At 38.7% G+C, this 24,631-nt stretch carries 19 protein-coding genes and 1 pseudogene; 17 read left to right on the top strand and 3 right to left on the bottom strand.

Annotated features, from left to right (window positions below):
- The first annotated feature begins 140 nt into the window (after positions 1–140).
- The 7 genes from lpdA (at position 141) to ACTXGH_RS04860 (ending at position 8,399) form a co-directional block, all read left to right on the top strand.
- Positions 141–1,592, top strand: coding sequence for a dihydrolipoyl dehydrogenase (gene lpdA / locus ACTXGH_RS04890; protein ID WP_439296102.1), 1,452 nt, complete (start codon positions 141–143; stop codon positions 1,590–1,592).
- A 222-nt stretch (positions 1,593–1,814) separates the two neighbouring features.
- On the top strand, positions 1,815–2,981 hold the full coding sequence (gene sucC / locus ACTXGH_RS04885) for an ADP-forming succinate--CoA ligase subunit beta (protein ID WP_439262437.1): 1,167 nt from the start codon (positions 1,815–1,817) through the stop codon (positions 2,979–2,981).
- Between the two features lie 134 nt (positions 2,982–3,115).
- Positions 3,116–3,991, top strand: a complete 876-nt coding sequence (gene sucD, locus ACTXGH_RS04880) for a succinate--CoA ligase subunit alpha (RefSeq protein WP_439296101.1) — start codon at positions 3,116–3,118, stop codon at positions 3,989–3,991.
- A gap of 431 nt (positions 3,992–4,422) precedes the next feature.
- The gene (neuC, locus tag ACTXGH_RS04875; RefSeq protein WP_439296100.1) at positions 4,423–5,541 is read left to right on the top strand and encodes a UDP-N-acetylglucosamine 2-epimerase; all 1,119 of its coding nucleotides are present in this window, start codon (positions 4,423–4,425) and stop codon (positions 5,539–5,541) included.
- 18 nt (positions 5,542–5,559) lie between these two features.
- Positions 5,560–6,243 (top strand): acylneuraminate cytidylyltransferase family protein, encoded by a 684-nt coding sequence (locus tag ACTXGH_RS04870; RefSeq protein WP_439296099.1) that lies wholly within the window; start codon positions 5,560–5,562, stop codon positions 6,241–6,243.
- Complete coding sequence (locus ACTXGH_RS04865; RefSeq protein ID WP_439296098.1) at positions 6,240–7,280, top strand: N-acetylneuraminate synthase family protein; 1,041 nt, start codon at positions 6,240–6,242, stop codon at positions 7,278–7,280. The genes ACTXGH_RS04870 and ACTXGH_RS04865 overlap by 4 nt, the downstream gene beginning before the upstream one ends.
- 3 nt (positions 7,281–7,283) lie before the next feature.
- Entirely contained in the window at positions 7,284–8,399 is a 1,116-nt protein-coding gene (locus ACTXGH_RS04860; RefSeq protein ID WP_439296097.1) for a DUF6716 putative glycosyltransferase, read from the top strand.
- Between the two features lie 93 nt (positions 8,400–8,492).
- Here the strand turns inward: ACTXGH_RS04860 and ACTXGH_RS04855 are convergent.
- Positions 8,493–8,558: pseudogene (locus ACTXGH_RS04855) on the bottom strand (transposase); the annotation flags it as partial.
- A gap of 1,270 nt (positions 8,559–9,828) precedes the next feature.
- Between ACTXGH_RS04855 and ACTXGH_RS04850 the strand changes: the two are divergent.
- The 5 genes from ACTXGH_RS04850 (at position 9,829) to ACTXGH_RS04830 (ending at position 16,184) form a co-directional block, all read left to right on the top strand.
- Positions 9,829–11,124, top strand: coding sequence for an alpha-2,8-polysialyltransferase family protein (locus tag ACTXGH_RS04850; RefSeq protein WP_439296096.1), 1,296 nt, complete (start codon positions 9,829–9,831; stop codon positions 11,122–11,124).
- A 481-nt stretch (positions 11,125–11,605) separates the two neighbouring features.
- Positions 11,606–13,471 (top strand): hypothetical protein, encoded by a 1,866-nt coding sequence (locus tag ACTXGH_RS04845; RefSeq protein ID WP_439296095.1) that lies wholly within the window; start codon positions 11,606–11,608, stop codon positions 13,469–13,471.
- Positions 13,472–13,514: 43 nt separating this feature from the next.
- Positions 13,515–13,892, top strand: coding sequence for an HAD family hydrolase (locus ACTXGH_RS04840; RefSeq protein ID WP_439296094.1), 378 nt, complete (start codon positions 13,515–13,517; stop codon positions 13,890–13,892).
- A gap of 1 nt (position 13,893) precedes the next feature.
- Positions 13,894–14,622 carry a glycosyltransferase family protein gene (locus ACTXGH_RS04835; protein ID WP_439296093.1) on the top strand — a complete coding sequence of 243 codons (729 nt, stop codon included), beginning with the start codon at positions 13,894–13,896 and terminating at the stop codon, positions 14,620–14,622.
- On the top strand, positions 14,619–16,184 hold the full coding sequence (locus ACTXGH_RS04830; protein WP_439296092.1) for a hypothetical protein: 1,566 nt from the start codon (positions 14,619–14,621) through the stop codon (positions 16,182–16,184). The genes ACTXGH_RS04835 and ACTXGH_RS04830 overlap by 4 nt, the downstream gene beginning before the upstream one ends.
- Before the next feature lie 33 nt (positions 16,185–16,217).
- On the opposite strand, the gene ACTXGH_RS04825 is transcribed toward ACTXGH_RS04830, so the two are convergent.
- Complete coding sequence (locus ACTXGH_RS04825) at positions 16,218–17,216, bottom strand: capsular polysaccharide export protein, LipB/KpsS family (protein ID WP_439296091.1); 999 nt, start codon at positions 17,214–17,216, stop codon at positions 16,218–16,220.
- A 131-nt stretch (positions 17,217–17,347) separates the two neighbouring features.
- Here ACTXGH_RS04825 and ACTXGH_RS04820 point away from each other — a divergent pair, with 131 nt between their 5' ends.
- The 3 genes from ACTXGH_RS04820 to ACTXGH_RS04810 are packed head-to-tail and all read left to right on the top strand — an operon-like array spanning position 17,348 to position 21,328.
- Positions 17,348–18,235: a UTP--glucose-1-phosphate uridylyltransferase gene (locus tag ACTXGH_RS04820; protein ID WP_439296090.1), complete on the top strand. Its 888-nt coding sequence runs from the start codon at positions 17,348–17,350 to the stop codon at positions 18,233–18,235.
- A gap of 19 nt (positions 18,236–18,254) precedes the next feature.
- Positions 18,255–19,934 (top strand): glucose-6-phosphate isomerase, encoded by a 1,680-nt coding sequence (pgi, locus tag ACTXGH_RS04815; protein WP_439296089.1) that lies wholly within the window; start codon positions 18,255–18,257, stop codon positions 19,932–19,934.
- A 47-nt stretch (positions 19,935–19,981) separates the two neighbouring features.
- Complete coding sequence (locus ACTXGH_RS04810; protein WP_439296088.1) at positions 19,982–21,328, top strand: UDP-glucose/GDP-mannose dehydrogenase family protein; 1,347 nt, start codon at positions 19,982–19,984, stop codon at positions 21,326–21,328.
- 224 nt (positions 21,329–21,552) lie between these two features.
- On the opposite strand, the gene ACTXGH_RS04805 is transcribed toward ACTXGH_RS04810, so the two are convergent.
- A complete protein-coding gene (locus ACTXGH_RS04805) occupies positions 21,553–23,052 on the bottom strand; it encodes a phosphohexomutase domain-containing protein (RefSeq protein WP_439296087.1) in 1,500 nt (499 codons plus the stop codon).
- 300 nt (positions 23,053–23,352) lie between these two features.
- On the opposite strand from ACTXGH_RS04805, the gene mazG reads away from it, so the two are divergent.
- Both mazG and ACTXGH_RS04795 read left to right on the top strand, forming a co-directional pair.
- The gene (mazG, locus tag ACTXGH_RS04800; protein ID WP_439296086.1) at positions 23,353–24,249 is read left to right on the top strand and encodes a nucleoside triphosphate pyrophosphohydrolase; all 897 of its coding nucleotides are present in this window, start codon (positions 23,353–23,355) and stop codon (positions 24,247–24,249) included.
- On the top strand, positions 24,246–24,620 hold the full coding sequence (locus ACTXGH_RS04795) for a ComEA family DNA-binding protein (RefSeq protein WP_439296085.1): 375 nt from the start codon (positions 24,246–24,248) through the stop codon (positions 24,618–24,620). The genes mazG and ACTXGH_RS04795 overlap by 4 nt, the downstream gene beginning before the upstream one ends.
- Positions 24,621–24,631 lie beyond the last annotated feature (11 nt).

Genomic DNA, 24,631 nt, shown 5'->3' with positions numbered 1-24,631 from the left:
AACGATAACGAATACCAAACCTAAAAAATATGATTGGCCATGTCAAACTTGCTTAGTCTACTAATAGGTAGCGTTTGCACCGGTTTTTCTGGTTACTCAAGCTTTTAGGCATAGTATAAAATTTGAAATAGGAACGGACTATGAAAGACAATTATGATTTGGTCGTCATTGGCGGCGGTCCCGGTGGTTATGAAGCAGCTATCCGTGCAGGACAGCTGGGTATGAGTGTGGCTTGTATCGAAAAACGCGTTTATAAAGGCGAGCCTGCTCTTGGCGGTACGTGCTTAAACGTCGGTTGTATCCCATCAAAAGCACTCCTTGACAGCTCGCATCGTTATGAAGCGACTAAACATGATCTTGATGAGCATGGCATTAGTACAGGCGACGTCTCTATCAACATCGAGCAAATGATAGAGCGTAAAGAAGGTATTGTTAAGCAGTTGACTGGCGGTGTAGCAGCATTATTAAAAGGTAACGGCGTTGACTGGCTACAAGGCTGGGGCACGTTAGTTGACGGTAAAGGTGGTGACAAAAAAGTTAAGTTTGTCGCTTTAGAAGATGAATCTGAGACCACCATCACTGCAAAAAACGTTATTTTGGCAGCAGGCTCTGTGCCTATCGAGATTCCAGTCGCCAAAACTGACGGCGATCGTATCGTTGACTCAACAGGCGCGCTTGATTTCACTGAAGTGCCTAAACGTTTAGGCGTTATCGGTGCTGGTGTTATCGGCCTTGAGCTTGGCTCTGTATGGCGTCGCTTAGGTAGTGAAGTGGTTGTATACGAAGCGCTACCTGAATTTTTAGCCGCTGCTGATAAAGACATCGCTAAAGAATCTCGTAAGATGTTTAAAAAGCAAGGCCTTGATATCCGTGTCGATACCAAAGTCACCAATGCTGAAGTACAAGGAGATGAAGTCGTCGTCACTAGTGAAAACAAAGGCGAATCGAGCGAGGAGCGTTTTGATAAGCTCATCGTTTGTGTTGGCCGCCGTGCTTACTCTGAAAAACTACTGGGTGATGACAGCGGTGTTACCTTGACTGAACGTGGTCTGATTGACGTGAATGACCAATGTAAAACCAATCTTGATGGTGTATATGCAATCGGTGATTTAGTCCGTGGTCCTATGCTGGCGCATAAAGCAATGGAAGAGGGCATGATGGCGGTTGAGCGTATCCATGGTGAAAAAGCACAAGTCAACTATGATACTATTATCAACGTTATCTATACGCATCCAGAAATCGCATGGGTTGGTTTGACTGAACAAGAAGCGACTGAAGCAGGCTATGAAGTCAAAACTGGTTCATTTAACCTAGCTGCTAACGGCCGTGCTCTTGCGCAAAGTGAAGCGCAAGGCTCTATCAAAGTCGTTGCTGATGCAAAAACAGACCGCCTATTAGGCATGCATGCTATCTCAGCTGGTGCTGGTGATATCGTCCATCAAGGTATGATTGCGATGGAGTTTGTTTCTAGTGTTGAAGACTTGCAGCTAATGACGTTTGCGCATCCAACGATATCAGAAGCCGTACACGAAGCGGCACTATCAGCCGATGGCCGTGCTATTCACGCCATTCAGCGTAAAAAACGTAAGTAATCGCTAACGTTTACCGAGTAGGTATTAAGGTATAAATTGACCGTAGTACAGTAGACGTCATGACTATGATAACTATGATGATCATGATGACTATGCTTATGATAAGGGTTATAACGATAAGCGTTATAACCACTGGAGCTACGGCTATAAGTGCACTATATAAATATTATCGTGCACTTATTTTCACTTTTTATTAATTGTAAAAAATAAAGGATACAATCAATGAATTTACATGAGTATCAAGCAAAAGAGCTATTAAAAAGCTACGGTTTGCCAATTCAAGAAGGCATCATTGCCCATAGTGGCGACGAAGCAGCAGCTGCCTTTGATAAAACCCCAACGGATATCGCCGTTATCAAAGCACAGGTCCATGCTGGTGGTCGCGGTAAAGCTGGTGGTGTAAAGCTGGTTAAGACTCGTGAAGAAGCTAAGCAAGTCGCTGATGAGCTTATCGGTACTAATCTAGTAACCTTCCAAACTGACGCTGATGGTCAACCAGTCAACTTCGTATTGGTTGCAGAAGATATGTACCCAGTACAAACTGAGCTATATCTTGGCGCAGTTGTCGATCGTTCTACGCGCCGCGTTACCTTTATGGCATCAACTGAAGGCGGTGTCGATATCGAAGAAGTCGCTAATGAGACGCCAGAAAAAATCTTTAAAGTGAGCGTAGATCCATTGGTAGGTCTAATGCCTTACCAAGCGCGTGATGTCGCGTTTCAGTTGGGTTTAGAAGGTAAACAAATCAACCAGTTTGTAAAAATCATGACTGGCGCTTATCAAGCATTCGTCGAAAATGATTTTGCCTTACTTGAAGTCAACCCGCTAGCAGTTCGTGAAAACGGCGAGATCGTTTGTGTTGATGGCAAAATCGGTATCGACTCAAACGCACTATATCGTCTACCAAAAATCGCAGCACTACAAGACAAAACGCAAGAAAACGAGCGTGAGCTAAAAGCGGCTGAATTTGATCTAAACTATGTGGCCCTAGAAGGCAACATCGGTTGTATGGTCAACGGTGCTGGTCTGGCTATGGCGACTATGGACATCATCAAATTGTATGGCGGCAAGCCTGCTAACTTCCTAGACGTTGGCGGCGGCGCAACTAAAGACCGTGTGGTTGAAGCGTTCAAAATCATTTTAGAAGACAGCAGTGTCGAAGGCGTTCTAATCAACATCTTTGGCGGTATCGTACGCTGTGACATGATTGCAGAAGCGATCATCGCAGCAGTCAAAGAAGTTGATGTACAAGTACCAGTCGTAGTACGTCTAGAAGGTAACAACGCTGAATTAGGCTTGCAGATCCTAGAAGAGTCTGGTCTGAAGCTGACGTCAGCTCAGGGCCTTGCAGATGCAGCACAAAAAATTGTCGACGCAGTTCAAGCATAATTCTCTATATATAGAGTCTTGAATATAGTAGTCAAAGCGTAATAGCAGTTTTAGTGATGATGAATCGTTAATATTCAACGATATATCAGTTTACAAGCTGCTATTACAAGACAACCGAATACAAGGAAAAAACAATGAGTGTATTAATTGATAAAGATACCAAAGTATTGGTACAAGGTTTCACTGGTAAAAACGGTACGTTCCACTCTGAGCAAGCCATCGAATACGGTACTAAAGTCGTTGGCGGTGTCACGCCAGGTAAAGGCGGGCAAACGCACTTAGGCCTACCAGTATTTAACACCATGGCGGAAGCGATGGAAGCGACTCAAGCTGATGCATCAGTTATCTATGTACCAGCACCATTCGTACTAGATTCTATCGTAGAAGCTGTCGATGCAGGCGTAAAGCTTATCGTTGTGATCACTGAAGGCGTACCGACGATCGATATGCTAAAAGCAAAGCGTTATATCGAAGAAGCAGATGATGTACGTATGGTTGGCCCTAACTGCCCAGGTGTCATCACGCCAGGCCAGTGCAAAATCGGTATCATGCCAGGCCATATCCATCAGCCAGGTAAAGTCGGTATCATCTCACGCTCTGGTACGCTAACGTATGAAGCGGTTGCGCAAACGACGAAGCTTGGCTTTGGTCAGTCAACCTGTATCGGTATCGGCGGTGATCCTATCCCTGGTATGAACCAGATCGACGCGCTAAAACTGTTCCAAGACGATCCACAAACCGAAGCTATCGTACTAATCGGTGAGATCGGTGGTACGGCTGAAGAAGAAGCAGCTGCTTATATCAAAGAAAACGTGACTAAGCCAGTCGTTGGTTACATCGCTGGTGTAACGGCTCCTGAAGGCAAGCGTATGGGTCATGCTGGCGCTATCATCTCTGGTGGTCAAGGTACTGCTGAAGAGAAATTCAAAGCCTTTGAAGATGCAGGCATCGCGTATACTCGCGATCCAGCTAAAATCGGTGATAAGTTAAAAGAAGTTACTGGTTGGTAATACAGATCTAGTTCTGATATATAGGCATAAAATATTATTAGAAGAAACACTCCTATATTGGGGTGTTTTTTTTAGTCGATAAAAAGAATATGTTTAATAGATCTTAATATCGCTACGAGTAGAGCTTACCAAGCTATCGTACTAAGGTATTGTTATGATAACTTGGATAAAGTAAACAATTATGGCGATAATCGGTTTTTTATTCTAAAAATCAAATATTTTTGGTTAAGTTTTAGGGCCGATCATAAATATATTTACTATTATGAATATTTTGTAAGGCTTATCAGTTAAAGCTTACATTGATAAAAGTAAATAAACGAGTAAACAACGTAGATTTGATCCCTTCTACCCCCTAAATTAACACCTTGAAAAAACTTTACTACAACCCTACAATGAGGTGTTTTTTATTCAAAATCGGACGAAATTTGTATATGAAGAAAATATTGTTTGTAACAGGTACTAGAGCAGATTTCGGTAAAATAAAAAGCTTAATGGATAAAGTTGAAAGTATGGAAGGTTTTGAGCTTCACGTCTTAGTAACAGGGATGCATATGATGAAGCTATATGGTTCAACTTTCAATGAAGTAAAAAAGCAGAAATATAAGAATAGTTATCTTATCTCAAACCAACATATTGATGAGCCCATGTGCTCTATATTGTCTAATACTATTAGTATCATCTCAAGGTTAGTAAATTCTATCGAACCTGATATGATCGTTGTACATGGAGATCGTATAGAAGCGTTGGCTGGAGCTACAGTAGGAGCTCTTAATCATATTCGAGTATGTCATATAGAAGGTGGTGAGTTATCAGGAACTATCGATGACTCAATAAGACATTCTATTACTAAGCTTTCTCATATTCATATGGTTGCTAATGACGAAGCTAAGCAAAGACTGATTCAAATGGGTGAAAATAATAATGCTATCTTTATTATAGGTTCTCCTGATTTAGATATTATGGACTCTGCAAGTTTACCTAGTCTAAAAGCAGCAAAAAAACATTACGAAATTGACTACGAAAACTACGGTATTGTGATGTTCCATCCTGTAACCAGTGAAGAAAAAGATATTAAACTATATGCTGAGAATCTATTTAGAGTTCTTGATAGCTCAGGTAGAAACTATATAGTTATCTACCCAAATAATGATCCTGGTAGTTTGAAGTTGTTAGATGTTATCGAAACGTATGAAGACAATCCAAGTTTTAGAATATTTCCTTCCATCAACTTTGAGTTCTTCTTAGTTCTACTGAAAAATTCGGAGTTTATTATAGGTAATTCAAGTGCCGGAGTAAGAGAAGCTCCTTTCTATGGCTTACCAAGTATAAATATAGGTACTCGTCAAAACTCTCGCTTTAGAGGTCCTTCAGTGTTGGATTGTGCTTATTCAGAAGAAGATATTAAGCAATCTCTTACGAAGATTGACACACTTGATGTTGAGAAATCTACTTGGTTTGGTAAGGGAAATAGTACTGAGCTATTTGAGTCTCATATCGTTAGTAAAAGAATGTGGGATATCCCAGTTCAAAAAGTTTTTGTGGATCTATGAATCTGGGGTTAAGTAACTATGACATATATTGCAGTTATACCAGCGCGCGGTGGTTCAAAGGGTATAAAAGATAAAAATTTACAGTTAGTCGATGGTACTTCTCTATTAGCCAGAGCTATAAAGTCAGCCAAATCTATACCTAGCATTAGTAGAGTGATCGTATCTACAGATTCTAAAAATATAATGGAAGAAGCATTACTACACGATGCTGAAGTTCATGAAAGACGAGAACTTACATCATCAGACAGTGCAAAAACTATTGAAGTTTTGAAAGATATATATTGTGAGATGCAGCTTTCTAATGAAATATGTATTCTTTTACAGCCTACTAGTCCATTACGTGAAGTTGAAAATATAGAGGCTTGTATAGATGAATACGAAAGCGATATCTCTGTAAATTCTGTAGTATCGGTGACTGAATGTGAACATCACCCTTACAAAGTTGTCGTTCAAGATGTTGATGGTCAAATGGTTCCCATAAGGGATATTTCAGATTTAGAGGCTCCAAGACAGTTATTACCAAAAGCATTACGTATCAATGGAGCTGTTTATATCGTTTCTTTCAAAAACTTGATTAAAAATGAGTCCTTTTTCTGCCAACCTGTAAAATTTATTGCAATGGATGAAGAGGAGTCTATTGATATTGATAGTCATGCAGATTTAGATAGAGCCAACTTAATTATTAAAGGTAGAACATTATGAAACCAAGCTTTAAAATCGGAAATCGCGATATCGGCTATGATTTTGAACCGTTAGTTATTGCGGAAATTGGAATTAATCACGAAGGCTCTTTAGACGTTGCTAAAGAAATGGTAGACGCAGCTCATAGAGCTGGTGCAGAGATGGTAAAACATCAAACACACGTAGTAGAAGATGAGATGTCTGAAGAAGCGAAATCTGTAATTCCAGGTAATGCAGACGTGTCTATCTATGAAATCATGGAAAGGTGTGCGCTGAACGAAGAAGATGAAACTGCTCTTAAAGAGTATATTGAGTCTAAAGGGATGATATTCATTAGTACTCCTTTTTCAAGAGAAGCAGCCTACCGTCTCAAACGTATGGGTGTAGAAGCTTATAAAATAGGGTCGGGTGAATGTAACAACTATCCACTTATCAAACTTGTTGCCTCATTTGGTAAGCCTATTATCTTATCCACTGGTATGAATAGTATTGAAAGTATTCGAAAGTCTGTCGAAATATTGGAATCTGCAAAAGTACCATATTCACTTTTACATTGCACGAACGTATATCCGACTCCATACGAATTGGTACGTTTAGGTGCATTGACCGAATTGGAAGAGGCGTTCCCTAATGCTGTGATTGGGCTGTCTGACCACTGTGTAGATAATTATGCATGCTTAGGAGCAGTAGCATTAGGAGCTAGCGTACTAGAGCGTCATTTCACGGATAGTTTCGATCGCGCGGGTCCAGATATCAATTGTTCTATGGACTCTGATGGGATGGCCGAGCTTATTAAAGGTAGCAAGGCTATTGCAAAAGCTCGTGGCGGTTCTAAGGGTGCAGTTGCTGAAGAAAAATCAACAATTGATTTTGCTTTCGCTTCTGTAGTCGCTTATAAGGATATCGAGGAAGGTGAAACCTTTACCGAAGAGAATTTATGGGTACGTCGTCCTGGAACTGGAGACTTCTTAGTTGACCAATATGAATCATTAATTGGTAAAACTGCTCAAACTAATATTGGCAAAGGTGAGCAGCTCAAAAAAAATCAAGTGAGCTAGACATTGAAAATTGCTTTTCTATTTAAAAGAGACTCTCATTTTAAGGCTGTCAAATCGACAGCCTTAAGGGTATGCGCACAATATAATTGCCAACCTGTGTTTATAGGTATTGATGCAATTTATCATCCAAAAAATTTCAAAGAAATATTGTATCTTCAAAAAGACAATTTGGATTCTCTGGTCGACTATGATTATGTCGTTGCTTGTTTGGGGGGATACCTTCTAAATCATGTTATTAGTAGGTTAGCCAGTACACAAACTAAGGTAATTTCGATATTTCCTGGTATCGTTAGTCATTATCAATTAGATGCCTTTATAAGTAGAGTAAATGCAGACCAAGTTTGGTTGAACTCAAAGGCGGACTACCAACTATACAAAAAGATTTGTAAAGCTCTTGGATGTAGAGATAATGGTATAGCTTATGGAATGAGTTGGTTGAACTTAAAATTATGCTCGCATGTAGTGAATAATAATAGTCCAAAAGAGAGTGCAATAATATTTGAACAAACAGAAATTCTCTCTAGTGCTGAAGATGAAATAAGATGGAAAGAGTTGCTAAAGAAAATAATAGTATCCAACCCTGAAGTAAGATTTAAATATAAAGCTAGAGATAACACTTCAGATAATTATTTCATAGAATTAAGGTCGACTTTAAACAGTTATGATAACGTGACAGTTATTTCTGACCTAGACTCTGATGATATTTTGAAATCTAAGTACTTTTTGAGTATCTCATCTTCAGCTCTTGTGGAAGGTGTAGTTTACGATAAAATCAGTTTAATAATCGGAAAAACATTTCAGGATTTCGATAGTAAAGAATACTATCACAAGAGTAATTTAAAGTTAACTAGTTATATACTTAAAGAAAATACTAGAAAAATAAATAGTGGTTGGGCTAGAAAACGTATTCTCATTCCAAGAGAAAAAGTAGACATCCTCAAGCTAAAAAAAAATAACCTTCTTAGGGTTGAGTCGAGAGGATATTATTATATAAAGTTATTACTTTCTAGACTCATAATTTATAATCCAAAGATAGTATTTCTAATCTATAATAAAAATAAGATAAAGAAATTACAAAAGTCTTTAGAGTATTTAAATATTCAACATTCAGATATATAGTCAATACAGAATAAAAGGGATACGATCCATATGATAAAACAGTTTAGGCAAATCATTTTCTATCCAATCTTGGTGTAGAAACTTCGCTTGTGCCTACTTCTTTTCAATGGGATTTAAATCAGGGCTGTACGGTGGTAGCCATAGAATACGATGTCCATGTCTATTAAGTAGTTTTTAATACATTTATTTTTATGAAAACGGGCATTACCCATGACAATCACGCATTTGGTTTTAAGACTTGGAATTAACGTGTATTTATACCAGTGGTAGAATATGCTGCTGTTAATGTTGTGCTTAAAGTAATCAAGCGCAAACAGCATCTTTTCATAGAGAGCACCGATGAAATTAGCACGCTTTTTGCTTGCCAGTTATAGCGATCAATACAAGATTTACCTATCGATATATAGCCTTAAGGACGAATAGTCCTCGCCTCAAAGCCACTCTCGTCCATATATACAATAGGGTAGCCTTGCTGTGTGAAGCTATTTAACTTAATGTGATACGCCGCTCTTTTTATTAGGCACGCTTTTGGATACTTTAAGGTTTTTTTTGACTGATACCAAGGCGCTTTAAGGCATGGTAAATGCCTGTTTTACTACAGTTTAAACGACGAGCTTTTTCGTACTGCTAATCATTAGGATGTTCCTTGATATCATTAAGTAGCACATCATCTAGTATTTTTATAGGGTTTGGTTTGGTTTGTCTTGTTGTTTTGCTATGAACATGTCTCGACCAGTTTTATATGATGGTTGGGCTGAGACTATAGAATTCAGCCGCTTGAACATAGCTCATACCGTCACCTATACTTTTAAGAACTTGTCTACGAAAATCTGGTGAGTAAGTCATGGTCTTTATAATAACAATTTGGTTTTATAATTAATTTATAACACTTTTAAGTGAGCTTGACTATATTATAATAGTTAAGGGTGTTTATAGATACTGACTTGAAGTAGGAAAGAAAGGGTGGATAAATTTATAAATACCTGTAGGATCAATTTTTAAATTTATAATGGTTAATTTGAAAAACATTTGAATATCGAAAAAAACTTAATGCACAAGAAAGCGGTAATGCGGTATCTGAAAGCATTAGACTCTAAAGACTTATTAAGAAATGTATAATAATTAATTGATTACTTTTGATTCAAGAGGTTAAATAATAAAGGTTTTAATTTTTGTCTTGTGGATTTCAGAAAAAAACAAGCTTAAGCATACTTATCTAAACCTAAATTTACTACAATGTACAGTAAGGTTTTTATTATTTATACATATCCGTGATAGCTTTAAATCCAAGTATAGAAATCCATCTATGTATATCCCATAATTTATTAATCGATCTATATGTGGTGTTTAGAAATTTAATGAAATTATAGTAATATTGAGAATAAGTTGTTATTTTTTATAGTTAATCCACTTCCAGGGTGAATTTTGTATGAGTTTAAAAGTATATAGACCTAAAACGTACTTAAATATAGAGGATTTACCTCATGAAAATATAAATTATGTAAGCAATTTGTTTGTTATATCAAATCTTGGTCAGCTTAAACACGTAACAGGATTGATTGAGAAGATGAATATTACAAATAGTTTTTTATTGGTAGTTTATACCGATGCAAACCTAACGGTGCCACAATTGATACATGGTATGTTTAATTTAAATGCATTCGATGGTGTGCTATTTCACAAGCTACCGGTTAATCCAAATAGCATCTTATTTAGTAATATTAAGCTTATTGAAGCAAATTATAGAAAGATTTTAAAGGCAATTAATCCTAGAACTCTTTACTTAAACAGCTTCCAATTTCATTATGCCATTCTAGCAAATATAGCCAAACGCAACAAAGTTAAGCTTATTTTAATAGAAGAAGGTCTAGGGACTTATAGGCTTGAAGAAAATGAAAATTATGAACCTAATGGTTCAGTCGATTTTGATCTAGTGAGAAAGCTCTCTAGAGAGACTTTGAGTCAAACTGAAGTTTTTAAAAGAATGTATAAAAAATACAAATTGACTAAAGAATTTGTAACTGAGGCTAAGAGGTTAGCTAAGATGGTATGTTTCAGTCCCGAAGTTCAAAGTAAAATAGTAAATATTTATCCAAATTCAAATTTCAAAAGCTTTTATAAACCGTTTGTTGATTTTGATGAATCTTTTACGAGCTTTCCTGACTTAACAAAAAAAACATTTAAAGTGAGTCAGAGTAATTATTATCTTTCTTTTGAAAAACCAACTCAAGACGAAAAAAGATATGCTTTATCAATTATTGATAAATATAATATCAAACCTAAAGACTATATATATCTTAGTCAGAAATTTAGAGTCAATACAAATGAGTATTTACGCATCATAAAAACAACTTTATTAAATTTAATAGAATCTACTGAATCAAATATTTTCGTTAAGCTACACCCAAAAAAAGAACCTGAGCTTGTAATGAAAGGTTTTCTAGATTTGGAAAGAGAAACTAAGGGAAGAATTAAAGTTATAAAGGAATCTGATTTTTTAATAGAGGAGGTTATTAGGTTATCGAAAGTACAGGGTATAATTGGTATAACTTCTTCTGCTTTAGTTTATTCGCCTTTAATAGCGCCAGAATGTAAATCCATGTCCATCGCTTATATTCTTACTAAAAATCTATTGGATAATAAAAATAATAAGAAGGGAGTTGAAATGATTAAGTCTCATACTAAAATCTTAGAGAAGTTCGATAATATATTTTTTCTTGAGTAAACGTAAATAATTAACCATTCAACTTTATTTTCAAGTATCTACGGCTAATAGTATATTTACCCCTAAATAAAATAAATATAAATGTTATAACGCTCTACCGACTACCGATATAAATTTTTATTGCTTGCTGTACGCTTCACATTTTAGAGGTTTCGAAAAATTGATACCAATAAAACTGTACTTATCTTATAGTGGATCGACTACACTGAACTGATTCTTGTTCTAAAGCTGTTTTATGTTAGTACTATTCTAAAAAATGATTTAGTATTTTATTCCTACATCATTTTTTTACTTATTCCTAAGTATTAAAATCATAAATTCTTTAAAAATTTATATATCAATTAGCTTGTCTGTTATAAGAAAAGATGAATATAATAAGAGTCATTGGTATTACGTCAAAGCTACTATTTTTGTATATCTTGCTTACCAATTTTTATACTCAAATTTAAAAAATTAAAAATTATTTGTTTTGGAGAGGTTTATGAACAATCAGGATTATATGAAAGAGCTTTTGAGAACTCAGATGCAAGATTTGTTGAGAGCCAATAATAACAATATCCAGGTCTTTTCTGATATCAATAAAGTCGATAGAGAGGATCGTAACTTAGTTTTATTTACTGATTTAATAAAAAAAGGTGAGTCAGCTATAAGATTATTTGAGTATTTAAATAGTAGAGAAGCTCATTTCAATGATTATATATATTTTCTTGATTTATCTTTTTCGCACAGAAGAGTTGACGTGTACGACGAGGTATTGAGGCTAGCGTTTCAAAAATTCGAATCAAACTCACACTTAGCCTATTACCAAGTCCTATTTGGAAAATATAAATATCTAAGTAACGATGAGCTGATCGAGAATTTACTTAGTAGTAATATATTTAGGTATATTGAGCGTGGGTTAGTTTATAAAGTAAAGTTGCTATCTTCTAGTATTGAATCTGATGAAGTAAAGAATTATTTTGAGCTAGTTGAATCAACTAATTTACCAAAATCATTCAAATCTCCATATATAGAAATATTTTCACATGTAGTGAAAACAATGGATGGTAAAAGGCGTAAAAACTACGAATTAGATGCTAATAAGTTAATTAATCTATTTAACTTATATTTGGCTGATTTTAAGCATCCTTGGTATTTAAGGTTATTTATAAGAATTTACATGTCAACTCTTAAAGGCTACGATCCTGAACTTTACAAGAAAGCTTATAATGCATATCAACACGATATGTATGATATCGATACTGCTAAATATAATTTATTACACTTATTTAACTACTATAACATTAACAATTTAGAGGTAGAAGATACCTTTCTTGATGAGAGTACGAGACATTCGCTAGAAGACCATCCGAGTACGCTATTACTTCGAAGTACTAAGCAGAATACTAGAATACGGCCCATACGTAAGAAGAAAGTAGGTGTCATTATTGCGGGCCAAATTAGAGGTACAAAAAATGGCCAACTAAATTTCAGTAATAGTGATGAGTACGAGTTTGATGTGTTTATTTCATGTTGGGAAAAGAAAGGATTTAAAATACCCTATAATGTGGTTACGAAACCTTATTACCGCATATTTGATCAGGATATTGTTAAGTTGTTCTCTCATGAGGGAGTCTTAGGTAGTCATCTGTATCAGCGTTACCCATCCATCGAAAAGTTACTTTTAGAAGGATCTGTTGTTAAGGACAGCCTAATTAAGAAAAATAAATGGATATCAGAAGGAACTAATTATTCAATCAAGAATGTTCGAACTTATTCTGAGGCTGATAGTGAATTAAATAAGGTTTTTAAAGAATATAAGCTTAATAAGATGTCTAATAATGCATTTAATAACCAGCTTAAAATGTTTTATATGAATTATTGTGGTTACCAAACTCTCTGTGAAGAAGAAGATAGGCTACAAGAAAGCTATGAGTATATTATCAAAGTAAGACCTGATATGGAGATTAGTATAGATATAGCTAGCATCATGAGTGAGCTTGAAGGCAAACAGGCTGTCTCCGCAGATGTTCTTCGTTCTTATGATTGTGGGGATAGAATAGCCGTTGGAAATAGAATTATTATGGGTCAGTACTTAAGAATGTTTGAGAACCTGAGCCTATATCAGAATCAGCCAAATACAATGTATGGTTGTGGAAGATTCAGAGCGCATTCTCCAATTGATTATCAAATAGTTAGTTCTGGCGGGCAGGTTTATAGATCTAAATATGTTGAACATGGCGATTATCTAGAGTTAGATGTAGTTGATAGGGGATTATTGATTGATGGAATGCTAGAGGATGCAAAAAGTAGAGGGTTTGATGATACTGACTATAGAATATTCGAAGCTTTTGGTGTTGAATTCTAAACACCTTTAGTCGATAAAAAATTAAATATTATATGGAGCTCTAATGAAAAGATTAATATTTGACCTCGATGATACTATTAGCTTTACTACTAATGGCGATTACCCTAACGCTGCCCCTAACCATCTGTTAATTAAGAAAATGAAAGAGTATAAAGCGCTTGGTTTTGAGGTTATTATTTCTACCAGTAGAAACATGAGAACGTATGAAGGGAATACTGGTAAGATTAATGCAAATACTCTACCTATAATAATAGATTGGCTTAACAAACACGAAGTTCCGTATGATGAACTATATACTGGTAAACCTTGGTGTGGATTTGAGGGGTTTTACATAGACGACAAGGCTATAAGACCCAATGAATTTACAGAACTAAGTTATACAGAGATTACCCAGCTAATCAATAACAATAAGGAGACATAATGTGAGTACTTTTGTTATACCAATGGCTGGTTTAAGTAGTCGTTTTTTTGACTCTGGCTTTAACGTTCCTAAATACCAGTTACCTATAGAAAATGAAAGCATGTTTGCATGGTCTCTAAGTTCTTTTAAATGCTATTTTTCGAAAGATTACTTTCTTTTTATAGTAAGAGATATTTACGATACTCCGAGTTTTGTTCATAGAGAATGTTTGCGGATGGGCATTGAGAGTTTCCATATTTGTGTTTTAGATCGTGAGACTAAAGGACAGGCTGAAACGGTATCTCTTGGTTTAAAAGAGTTGCCTGAAAGGTTTGACTCGGATATCTTAATTTTTAATATTGATTCTCAACGAAAAGACTATCTTAAACCTGATTGGATAAATCAATGTGATGGGTATTTAGAGCTTTTTATTGCAGAAGGGGATCATTGGTCTTTCGCTAAGTTAGATATGAGTAATATTGTAACTAGTACTGCAGAGAAAAGACGGATAAGTCAATACGCAAGTAATGGGCTTTATTACTTTAGTAATACATCATTGTTTAATGAAGCTTATAAAGATTCGCTAGAGAATAACAAGTTAGAAGCTGGAGAGTTGTATGTTGCCCCGCTGTATAATTATTTGATTCAAGAAGGCTATAAAATAAAAGGTCAGATAATTGATGAAGAAGTTACTCAGGTAGCAGGAACACCTGAAGAGTATAGAAGAATTATGAGTGGGGAAAAGCTGTGATTATTATAAACTCAGGGGCATATGTTATACCAGAGTTTCAAGCAGAGGTCGGAAAAATACCTCCTTGTTTTCTGCCTATAGGGAATAAAAAATTATTAGAACACCAAGTTCAAGTTTTGAAAAATGAGATTAATGAACCTATAGTCTTATCATTACCAGATAGCTATCTACTAAATAGAAGTGAGCAATTATTGTTAGAGGAATTAGAAGTCGATCTTATCCAAGTACCTAGCGACTTCTCGTTGGGCGAAAATATATTATATGTGCTCAATACAATTGATACCCGATATAGATCAGAGCCGATAAGATTCCTTCACGGTGATACTCTAATCAGAGGCTTGCAATGTATAAAAGGAGATTGTATAGGTATCGGCTATACCAATGAGCTTTACAACTGGGAAGCTGCTAGTACGTTAAATCTTAGTGAGAATAGCTTTAAAGTATGGTGTGGTTTCTTTTCCTTTTCTAACGTATCTAAACTGATTAGACTGTTAGCGATTAATAGAGGAGATTTTACTAAATCGGTTCACGAGTACCATGATCTATATGAGTTAACTGAAGTTGTATTTGATAAATGGTATGACTGCGGACATATTAACTCTTTCTTCAAAACTCGTGGTGAGATGACTACAGAAAGGGCTTTCAACGAGATAAGAATGATAGAAAATGTCATATATAAAAGTGGAAGTTTCTCATCTAAGATAGAAGCAGAGGCTTATTGGTTTGAGAGCTTACCTGCCGAGTTAAAGCGTTTTACTCCACATCTAATAGACTCAGGAACTTCTGAAGAGGGATTTTCGTATGCTTTAGAATATCTACCTAACTTGCCATTAAATGAACTCTTCGTGCATGGCAAATTACATCATAATCAATGGGTAAATATTATTAACAAAATAGCAGCTTTTATCAGCTCAAGTAGTCAAGTCGAAATCGACCCAAAGTTGTTAGGTAGCATCAACAAAAGTTTTACGAATTTAGTAGTAGATAAGACTTGTCAACGAATTATGAAGTATAGCTCTTCAAATAATATCGATTTAGATAAGTCTTTTGTCGTAAACAATCAGGAGTCACCTTCACTAAATAGTATTATTTCTAGATGCATTGATAAAATATTAGCTTTACCGACACAGAGCTCGGTGTTACACGGTGATCTTTGCTTTAGTAATATTTTGTATGACTCCAGAATAAATGACATTAAGTTGATTGACCCAAGAGGGATGGACTTTCATGGAAATTTTACAATATATGGTGATCAGAGGTACGACATAGCTAAGTTAACTCACTCTGTGATAGGATTGTATGACCATATTATTGCCAATCGATATAAATTAGAAGTTATAGAAGATTATCAGTACAACCTAAGCTTTGAGTTATCATCCGAAATAGAAGAGTTTCAGCATTTCTTTCTTACAAAGTCTTTTAATGGTATAGAGGTTAAATCGATAATGCCATTAACAGTTTTGTTATTTTTGTCGATGTTGCCTCTACATTCTGATAGAGAGGATAGACAGCAAGCTCTACTGATTAATGCTATAAGGCTTTATAATGAGTTTTTAGCTTAGTGCTAGCATTTTAAAGCCATCTATATAATTGAACTATTTCGCAGCAAGGTTTGTGATATTAAAGTTGTATTTAAGAATTAAATAAAATATAACTGTTTGTCTTTTCTTTAAAGTACTGTTGCTATTAGTCTCTAAGAGCTGATAATAAAAAGGTCGCCCTAATACGGTGACCTTCTTGCCTCTAAGTAACGCCTCAAATCCACCTAATGAAGTAATCGTATAGACATGATCGACTGTCTCTAACGCGTCGACTAAATGAATAGACTGAGTGAGGATAAGGCAATCTAGTTCAGTCAGCGCACTGACGATAGACGGATCATCCAGCGTCATCGGGTGCGGTTTCACGATAATTTGGGCCTCAGGATTTTCTTCAATGGCCTTGTTGACCACATCAAGCAGCGTAATACCCTCACTGCCACCGTACTTTAATGAATCATCATGAGGTACCTGTCCTAATACCAATACTCGCTTCTTATTCTTAACCCCATAGATAGGCTGCACATCCACATAGGGCTGATGATTATATTTGCTCACTCGATGCGAGATGTAATAATTTAGCATCTCCTGTGCCAATTCCCCATTATAACCGTCTTGATCAAAGTCGAAGTTAGCGATTAAATCTGTTAAATCGTTCGGCCGTGTCGTATCAAAGTAGGGCGCTTGGCTGTCCATGACGATAGATAATGGCGGCGTACTGCTGTCATCGTTAGGGCCTGAGCGGATAAAACCATCTTCTAAAAAGAAAATATCTAGGCCTTGTTCTCGTATATAGTCAATAAAGTATTCAGGCGCTTTATATCCCCATATATAAATGACAGGATTTACAAGTTTGATAAAGGGTTTTAACCATAGGTTAAAGTAGCGTTTACTAAAATGCCGCTGTATCTGTATATGCGCTGGCTCAAATACCCAGTCTCCAACCATATCCTGCCACGGCTGCATACCGACTACTAATGCTAAGCGCTGTGGCGAGCGTTTATAATGAATACAATAGCCTGACAGAAGCGGTTGAATATATTGGTTAAAATTCATGGGCTGATACAACCTATCTTTTGATAGCGGGTAAATTTTATTATGATACGCTATAGCTCCTGTATTTTAAATTATTTCCACAATAAGTAGATTACGCATATTATTATAAGTGCTAATAGGATTATTCAAACATGCCCAATATCACCCACGCCGTCATCCCCGTCGCAGGCTTCGGCACCCGTATGCTACCGCTATCTAAATCCGTACCAAAAGAGCTGCTGCCGCTTGGCAATCGCCCAGCCATTCATTATGTCGTTGAGGAGGCCATCGCTGCCGGTATTAAACATATTGTCTTAGTCGGGCATGCACAAAAAAGCGCAATTGAAAACTACTTCGATATCAATGCCGAGCTCGATAATCAACTGCGTTATAAAGGTAAAGACGAGCTTGCCGATAGCTTAAACTGGCTACCAGACGATGTGACCGTATCGATGATCCGTCAGGGTAAGCCGCTAGGGTTGGGCCATGCGGTGTTGGCCGCGCGTCCCATTATAGGCGCGCATGATTTTGCTGTCCTATTACCGGATGTGGTCCTCGACCCCTTTACCACTGATATGACCACTGATAATTTAGCCTTTATGATTGATGCCTTTGCTAAGGATAAGCATTCGCAAATATTGGTAGATAAAGTCGCTGATGAGGACGTGCATAAGTACGGTATCGCTAAGTTAAAGAATGATGATGCCAAAGATATCAATGATAAGTCTGCTACAAAAGATAGTAATGCTAGTTTTGCAGTGGCGGGATTTGTAGAAAAGCCGAGCTTAGACGATGCGCCATCCAACTTAGCGGTGGTTGGTCGTTATGTATTTAGCAATCAAATCTTTGATTATCTAGCCAATACCACAGCCTCGGTCGGCGGTGAGATTCAGCTGACTGATGCGATTGATGCACTTATTAACGAATACGGGGTCAATGTGACGACTATGCGCGGCGATAGCTATGATGCAGGTGATATGCGCTCATATATGCAGGCATTTATCTATTTTGCTGAGCAGCAACTAGCAGATGCTAAATAACTGACGGGTAATATCACTAATGAATAATATCAAGGATGATAACGCCTATAATAGCGCGCGCCGCTCTAAGTATTGGCAGCAGTTGCAAAGCCTAGCAGATCAGCCGTGGTCGCTTACCGCCTTGTTTGCTCAAGATTATGAGCGTGCCACACGCTTTAGCACGCAGGCTGGTGCGCTCTATATGGACTATAGCAAGCAGCGTATCGATGAGACGGTGTTATCCAATCTGCTACATCTAGCAAAGAGCTGTGATTTATCAGCTCGTATCAAAGCACTATTACAAGGGGCGATGGTCAATACCAGTGAACAGCGTGCCGCCCTACATACCGCGTTACGCCTGCCTGAGACTGCAACGCTACAAGTCGATGAGCAAGATGTGGTGGCAGATGTGCATCATAGTCTGGCGCAGGTTGCTAGGTTATCTGAGCGGGTCCGTAGCGGTACGTGGCGCGGGTTTTCGGGTAAGGCGATTACCGATGTCGTCAATATCGGCGTTGGCGGCTCTGATCTTGGGCCACTGATGGCGACGACTGCACTTGATGAGTGGGCAGATACGGATATCGAAGTGCACTTTGTTTCCAATATGGATGGAACTCATCTTGATAATTTGCTCAAGCATTTAAATCCTGAGACCACTTTATTTATCATTTCTTCTAAATCTTTTGGTACCGTTGATACGTTATCCAATGCGAAGACGGCATTATCATGGCTACTTGCTACTGCCAAGCGCCGTGATGGGACAGAGGGTAGCGTATTACGTCGCCACTTTATCGGTATATCGGCTAATGGTGAGAAGATGAGTGCTTGGGGTATCCATCCTGAGCATCAGTTGCAGCTTTGGGAATGGGTCGGTGGTCGATTTTCGCTATGGTCGGCGATTGGACTGGCGATTGCGATTCGTATTGGTATGTCTGGCTTTAAAGGTTTATTGGCGGGTGCTCATAGTATGGATGAGCACTTTGCGCAGGCGGAATTTGCCCGAAACTTACCAGTATTATTAGGTTTACTTGCTGTTTGGAACAGTACTTTTTTGCGGGTAAATGCGCATACAGTATTGCCTTATGATGGGCGCTTAAACTATTTGCCAAGCTACTTAACCCAGCTTGAGATGGAGAGTAATGGCAAGTCGGTCACCCAGCACGGCGATCATATTGATTATGATACCTGTCCGATACTATGGGGCGAGATTGGCTCCAATGCGCAGCATGCATTTTATCAGCTACTACACCAAGGGACGCAGCAGGTCTCTTGCGACTTTATCGCCTGCGTCCGTCGTTATGACGATAAGGTCCACAATGCCTCATTGCAACAGCAGCATGAGCTGTCATTGGCCAACTGTCTGGCACAAAGCCGCGTACTGGCCTTTGGTAACGCTGCGATTGAAGATACTATCACTGATGCTACGGCCCATATCATGTCTGAAGCGGACAAATACAAGTACTATCATGGCAACCAGCCATCGACGACGCTACTTATCGATGAGCTGACGCCGCATAGCTTGGGGGCGCTGATTGCACTGTATGAGCATAAAGTCTATGTGATGGCCAGTATTTGGGATATTAATCCGTTCGATCAATGGGGCGTTGAGATGGGTAAGCAGATGGCTGAGTCGGTGCATCATGCAATGCAGCAAGAGGGTAGTGCTCTATTTGATACCTCTACTGATCAGCTCTTACAACATATCAAGCGCTTCTCTTAATGTGAATCAGATAATGTTATTAACATAAAAATATTGAAGGTCACTCTATGTCAGCTCAACTGCTTCATCAATCCAAAAATCCTGCAGTTTGCGTTATCGTTGGTCACGGTATCGAGGCCATTACCAGTGCCGTAGTGCTGGCAAGCTTGGGTCAGACTGTCCACTTATATGCAGACTTAGGGATGCTAGAGCAGCAGTTGCAGCAATATGGCTTTGAGCGGCATTTGCAGGCGCTATGGCAGATGTATGATCAGCAAGAGCAGATTATCAGTCAAGCGTTGCCAAGTAGTGCTCATCAGTTATTGCATACTTATGAGTCCGCCAGTGATGACAGTGAACCACGCTCAAAAGTGGCGCTTTATTGGCTGTTTTTGGACAGTATAAAGTCAGTATGGGTGGAGGAGAGCTGGGTGACTGCGTTTAATCAAAGTCGCCAGCAAGCGTTACCGATTATCATGAGTAGTATTGAGCAATTAGGGCATATCTCAGCGCTTGCCCAGCGCTTGCAACGTGCATGGGTATATTACATACCCTTTGTGTTTTTGCAAGATGGCGCTGCCTATAGCTCGATGTTGACACCGTCACTATGGCTGCTTGGCGAAAAGACAGCGGACAGTAGCCGTCAGCATCTAAGTGCGCTACAGCCTTTGATGCAACAAGCTCGTGTCAATCATAGTGCCGATATTGCAACGATAGAGTTTGCCCGCAGTAGCATCATGAGTATGCTGGCGACGCGAGTAAGCTTTATGAATGAGATGTCGCGCCTTGCTGATAGTCACGACGTCGACATTCAGCAAGTCAGTCACATCATGGGATTAGATGAGCGCGTTGGGAGTAGCTATTTGCAAGCAGGCTGGGGCTTTGGTGGTAATACACTACCGACGGAGCTATTACAGCTACAGCAATCGGGGCAGGCGAGCCGCGTGGATATGCCGATGCTACAGTCAGTGCTCGATATCAATGAAGACCAAAAAGAGCTGATATTTCGTAAGTTCTGGCAATATTTCGATGGTTTTATCGATAATAAGACCGTGATGATCTGGGGCGGTAGCTACAAGTCAGGGTCCGGTCGCACCGTAGGATCAGCGATTCATCCACTGTTAGCATTGCTATGGTCGTATAATATTCAGACGATTATCTACAGCGAAAAGGCGCAGACTGAATTAGAGACACTATACGGCAAGCAGCCTTTATTAACGCTAGTTGAAGATCCTTATACAAGACTTGATGATACTCAAGCCTTGTTTATCATGAGCTGGCCATTGGACAAGGATTTGGATATCAGTCAAATCAACAAAACCGCGCAACCTATATTTGATACGCAAAACGCTTTAACCTTTACCCAGATGGATAATCTGATCGGTGATTATATAGGTATTGGCCGCGCTAAATAATCAGCGTTTATTCATACATAGTAGATCGACTATAAGATAAATACAGCACTACTGGAGTAAATTTTGCGTAGCCTCTGTCTGCGTAGGCACTACAAGCAAGAAAAAATTAACCCAGTCATGCGTTGTAATTTTTGTACCGCTTTTATATAGGACTGACTATAGATAGGAACAAACGCTTTTTCTATAAACTTATAACCAAGATTTTATTTTGTGTGGACAAAGTTTTAAGCCAACACCGCGCCTTGCTCGCTCAGCCATGCCTTTATTTCTCGTACCTTATCGGCTAACAACGACTTATCACCATGGGTTTCGATATTAAGCCTAATAAGCGGTTCGGTGTTGGAAGCGCGTAGATTCAAACGCCAGTCACCGAAGTTAAGACTTAAACCATCAAGCATCGACTTGCTCGGATTTTGAGCGTCAAACTTATCTTCGATAGCACGAATGATAGTCGGCGCATCATGGGTAGTCAGACGAAAATTAAGCTCACCTGAGCTAGGATACGCGTGAATATAGCCTGTGACCAACTCTGATAGCGTCTTGCCAGTAGTGGATAATAGCTCAATGGTTAATAGCCATGGAATCATGCCGCTGTCACAATAGAAAAAGTCGCGAAAATAGTGATGCGCGGACATCTCACCCCCATAGACTGCGCCCGATTCGCGCATGACTTGCTTGATAAATGAGTGCCCCGACTTACTGATGACCGCCTTGCCATTATGTGCTTCGATAACTGCTTCGGTATTGTAAATTACTCGTGGATCATAGACGATGGATTCGCCTTGTTCTTGGTGTTGATACTTATTCAAAAATGCTTGTGCCAGCATGCCAACGACGTAGCTGCCATCAATAAATTCGCCATTCTCATCGAATAAAAAACAACGATCAAAATCCCCATCAAAAGCAATACCGAGGTCGGCTTTGTTTTCTAAGACAGCTTGCTGGGTAGCGACTCTATTGGCTTCAATCATTGGGTTGGGGATGCCATTGGGGAAGCTGCCATCGGGGGTATGATGCAGTTTGATGACTTCAATCGGTGCGCCAGCTTGTGCCAGTTTATCAACTAATAGATCAACGACAGGGCCTGCACTGCCATTACCAGAGTTGATAACCAGTTTAAGTGGTTTGAGTTTGTCAGTATCGATAAAGCTTATAACGTGATCAACATAGGCGCTTTTATCGTCTAATAACTGCAATTTTCCTGCCTGATGCGCCGTGGTAAATTGTCCCGTCTCTGCTAATGCTTGAATCTCTGCCAGACCCTCATCAGCACTGATGGGTTTTGAATGCTCTTTTACCAGTTTTAGCCCATTATAGTTAATAGGGTTGTGGCTGGCCGTGACTTCGATACCGCCGAGCGCTTGGTAGTGACTGGTCGCAAAATATACCTCTTCTGTCCCCGTCATACCCAAATCGATGACATCGACACCTGCGTCGATAATACCCTTGAGGGTCGCTTGTTTTAATTGCTCGCTTGAGTGGCGAATATCACTACCGATAACGATAGCAGGTTGTAAGTCTGTCAAATCGCTATCTTGCTGATCGGCTGCTGCGTTATAACGCTGATATAAAATCTGTGCAAAAGCACGCCCGATACGGTAAGCGATATCTTCATCAAGATTGACCCCAAGCTCACCGCGAATATCATAAGCTTTAAATGAGCTAATCGTAATAGAATGAAATTCAGTTGCTGGCTGGTAGCTAGTGGTCGCAGAAGTAGACATAATGACAAGATTCCTTGCGCTAAAGCAGTGGTAAAATAACGAAGTAGATAGCACAATTATAAGCTAATAAGCATTCAATGCTACACTAATGACAAAATCGTTATGAAATTAACGTCATTCTATTCAACAATAAATAAAAGTTGTAGGCTGGGTTTTTAACCCAGCATTGTAATTTTGCAAAATCTCAAATCTGGGTTAAAAATCCAGCCTACGCTAACTACGCTAACAAATTTAATGGGTTGAGCCATTAGATAATGAGTAGTAAATATAAGCAATAATAAAAAGATAAGAGTATCTGTTATGAGCCGTCAAGACATAAAACCCCAAGACAGTTTAGATAAGAATCTTCAAGTTCTGCCTCCCACAACTGTACAAGGCACTCCAGAAGCGAGTGGGCAACTTGATGACTTGTTAGCACTGATGGCAAGATTGCGCGCTGACTGTCCGTGGGATAAAAAACAAAGCAATCATAGCCTCATTCCCTATGCCATTGAAGAAGCCTATGAGCTAGGCGAGGCGGTACAAAGCGATGATGACGAAGATATCAAAGGTGAGCTTGGCGATGTGCTGCTACAAGTCGTCTTTCATTGCCAGATGTATGCTGAGCAAGGGCGTTTCGATATGGGCGATGTCATTACCACTCTACAAGAGAAGCTGATTCGCCGTCATCCGCACGTATTTGAGGCTGAAACCCTAACAGACGAAGCGGCGGTTAAAGCGCGCTGGAATGAGATTAAATTGGAGGAGCAGCAAGCGCGCGAGGCACGGGGCAAATTAAAGCGTCGTTTGGATAATATCAAAGCAGGAAGTGCTTTGATGCAAGCGCAAGAGGTACAAAAGCAGGCGTCAAAGTTAGGCTTTGATTGGGAAGGCGTAGCAGGCGCTTTTGAAAAACTTGAAGAAGAGATTAGTGAGTTAAAGTCTGAGCTGATAGAGAAATCCAAATTTGAAATTGAAGCCAATACTAGAGAGATTGAAAAAGAGCTGGGCGATTGCATGTTTGCCCTAGTCAACGTCGCGCGCAAATTAAACCTTGACGCTGAGACAGCGACCCTTACTTGCGTGCATAAATTTAAGTCGCGTTTTGGTTATATTGAAGAACAACTGGCTGCGGTTGGTAAGCATTTGGAAGATAGTGATATAACAGAAATGGATGCACTATGGGATGCAGCGAAACGACATGAAAGATCGTTATGAGTACTTATCACAAAGCCCCATTCGTTCGTTTATTAATGATCGCTACTTTGGGCTTTATTTTGGTTACTATAATAGCCAGTAGTGCAAATGCAGCGCCTTGTTTTGATAACCCACAAAGCGCTTATAAGTACCTGTTGGCGCAGGAAAATGCTAAAACACAAGCGCGCGAGCAAACGACAGTGAATATCAATCGTGCCTCTGAAGGTGAGCTGGTTTCACTAAACGGTATCGGTAGTAGTAAAGCCCAAGCGATTATTTTATATCGTGACATGTTTGGCGATTTTAAAAGCGTTGATGAGCTAGCAAAGGTCAAAGGTATCGGCGCAAAAACGGTTGAGAAAAATCGAAGTCGTTTAAGGGTGCAAGATTAATAGCATTATTT

Origin of the sequence: Psychrobacter sp. 1Y10, assembly GCF_052259005.1 — a bacterium.
In the GTDB taxonomy this organism is placed as follows: domain Bacteria; phylum Pseudomonadota; class Gammaproteobacteria; order Pseudomonadales; family Moraxellaceae; genus Psychrobacter; species Psychrobacter saeujeotis.
This window is presented reverse-complemented; position numbering and strand designations above follow the sequence as displayed.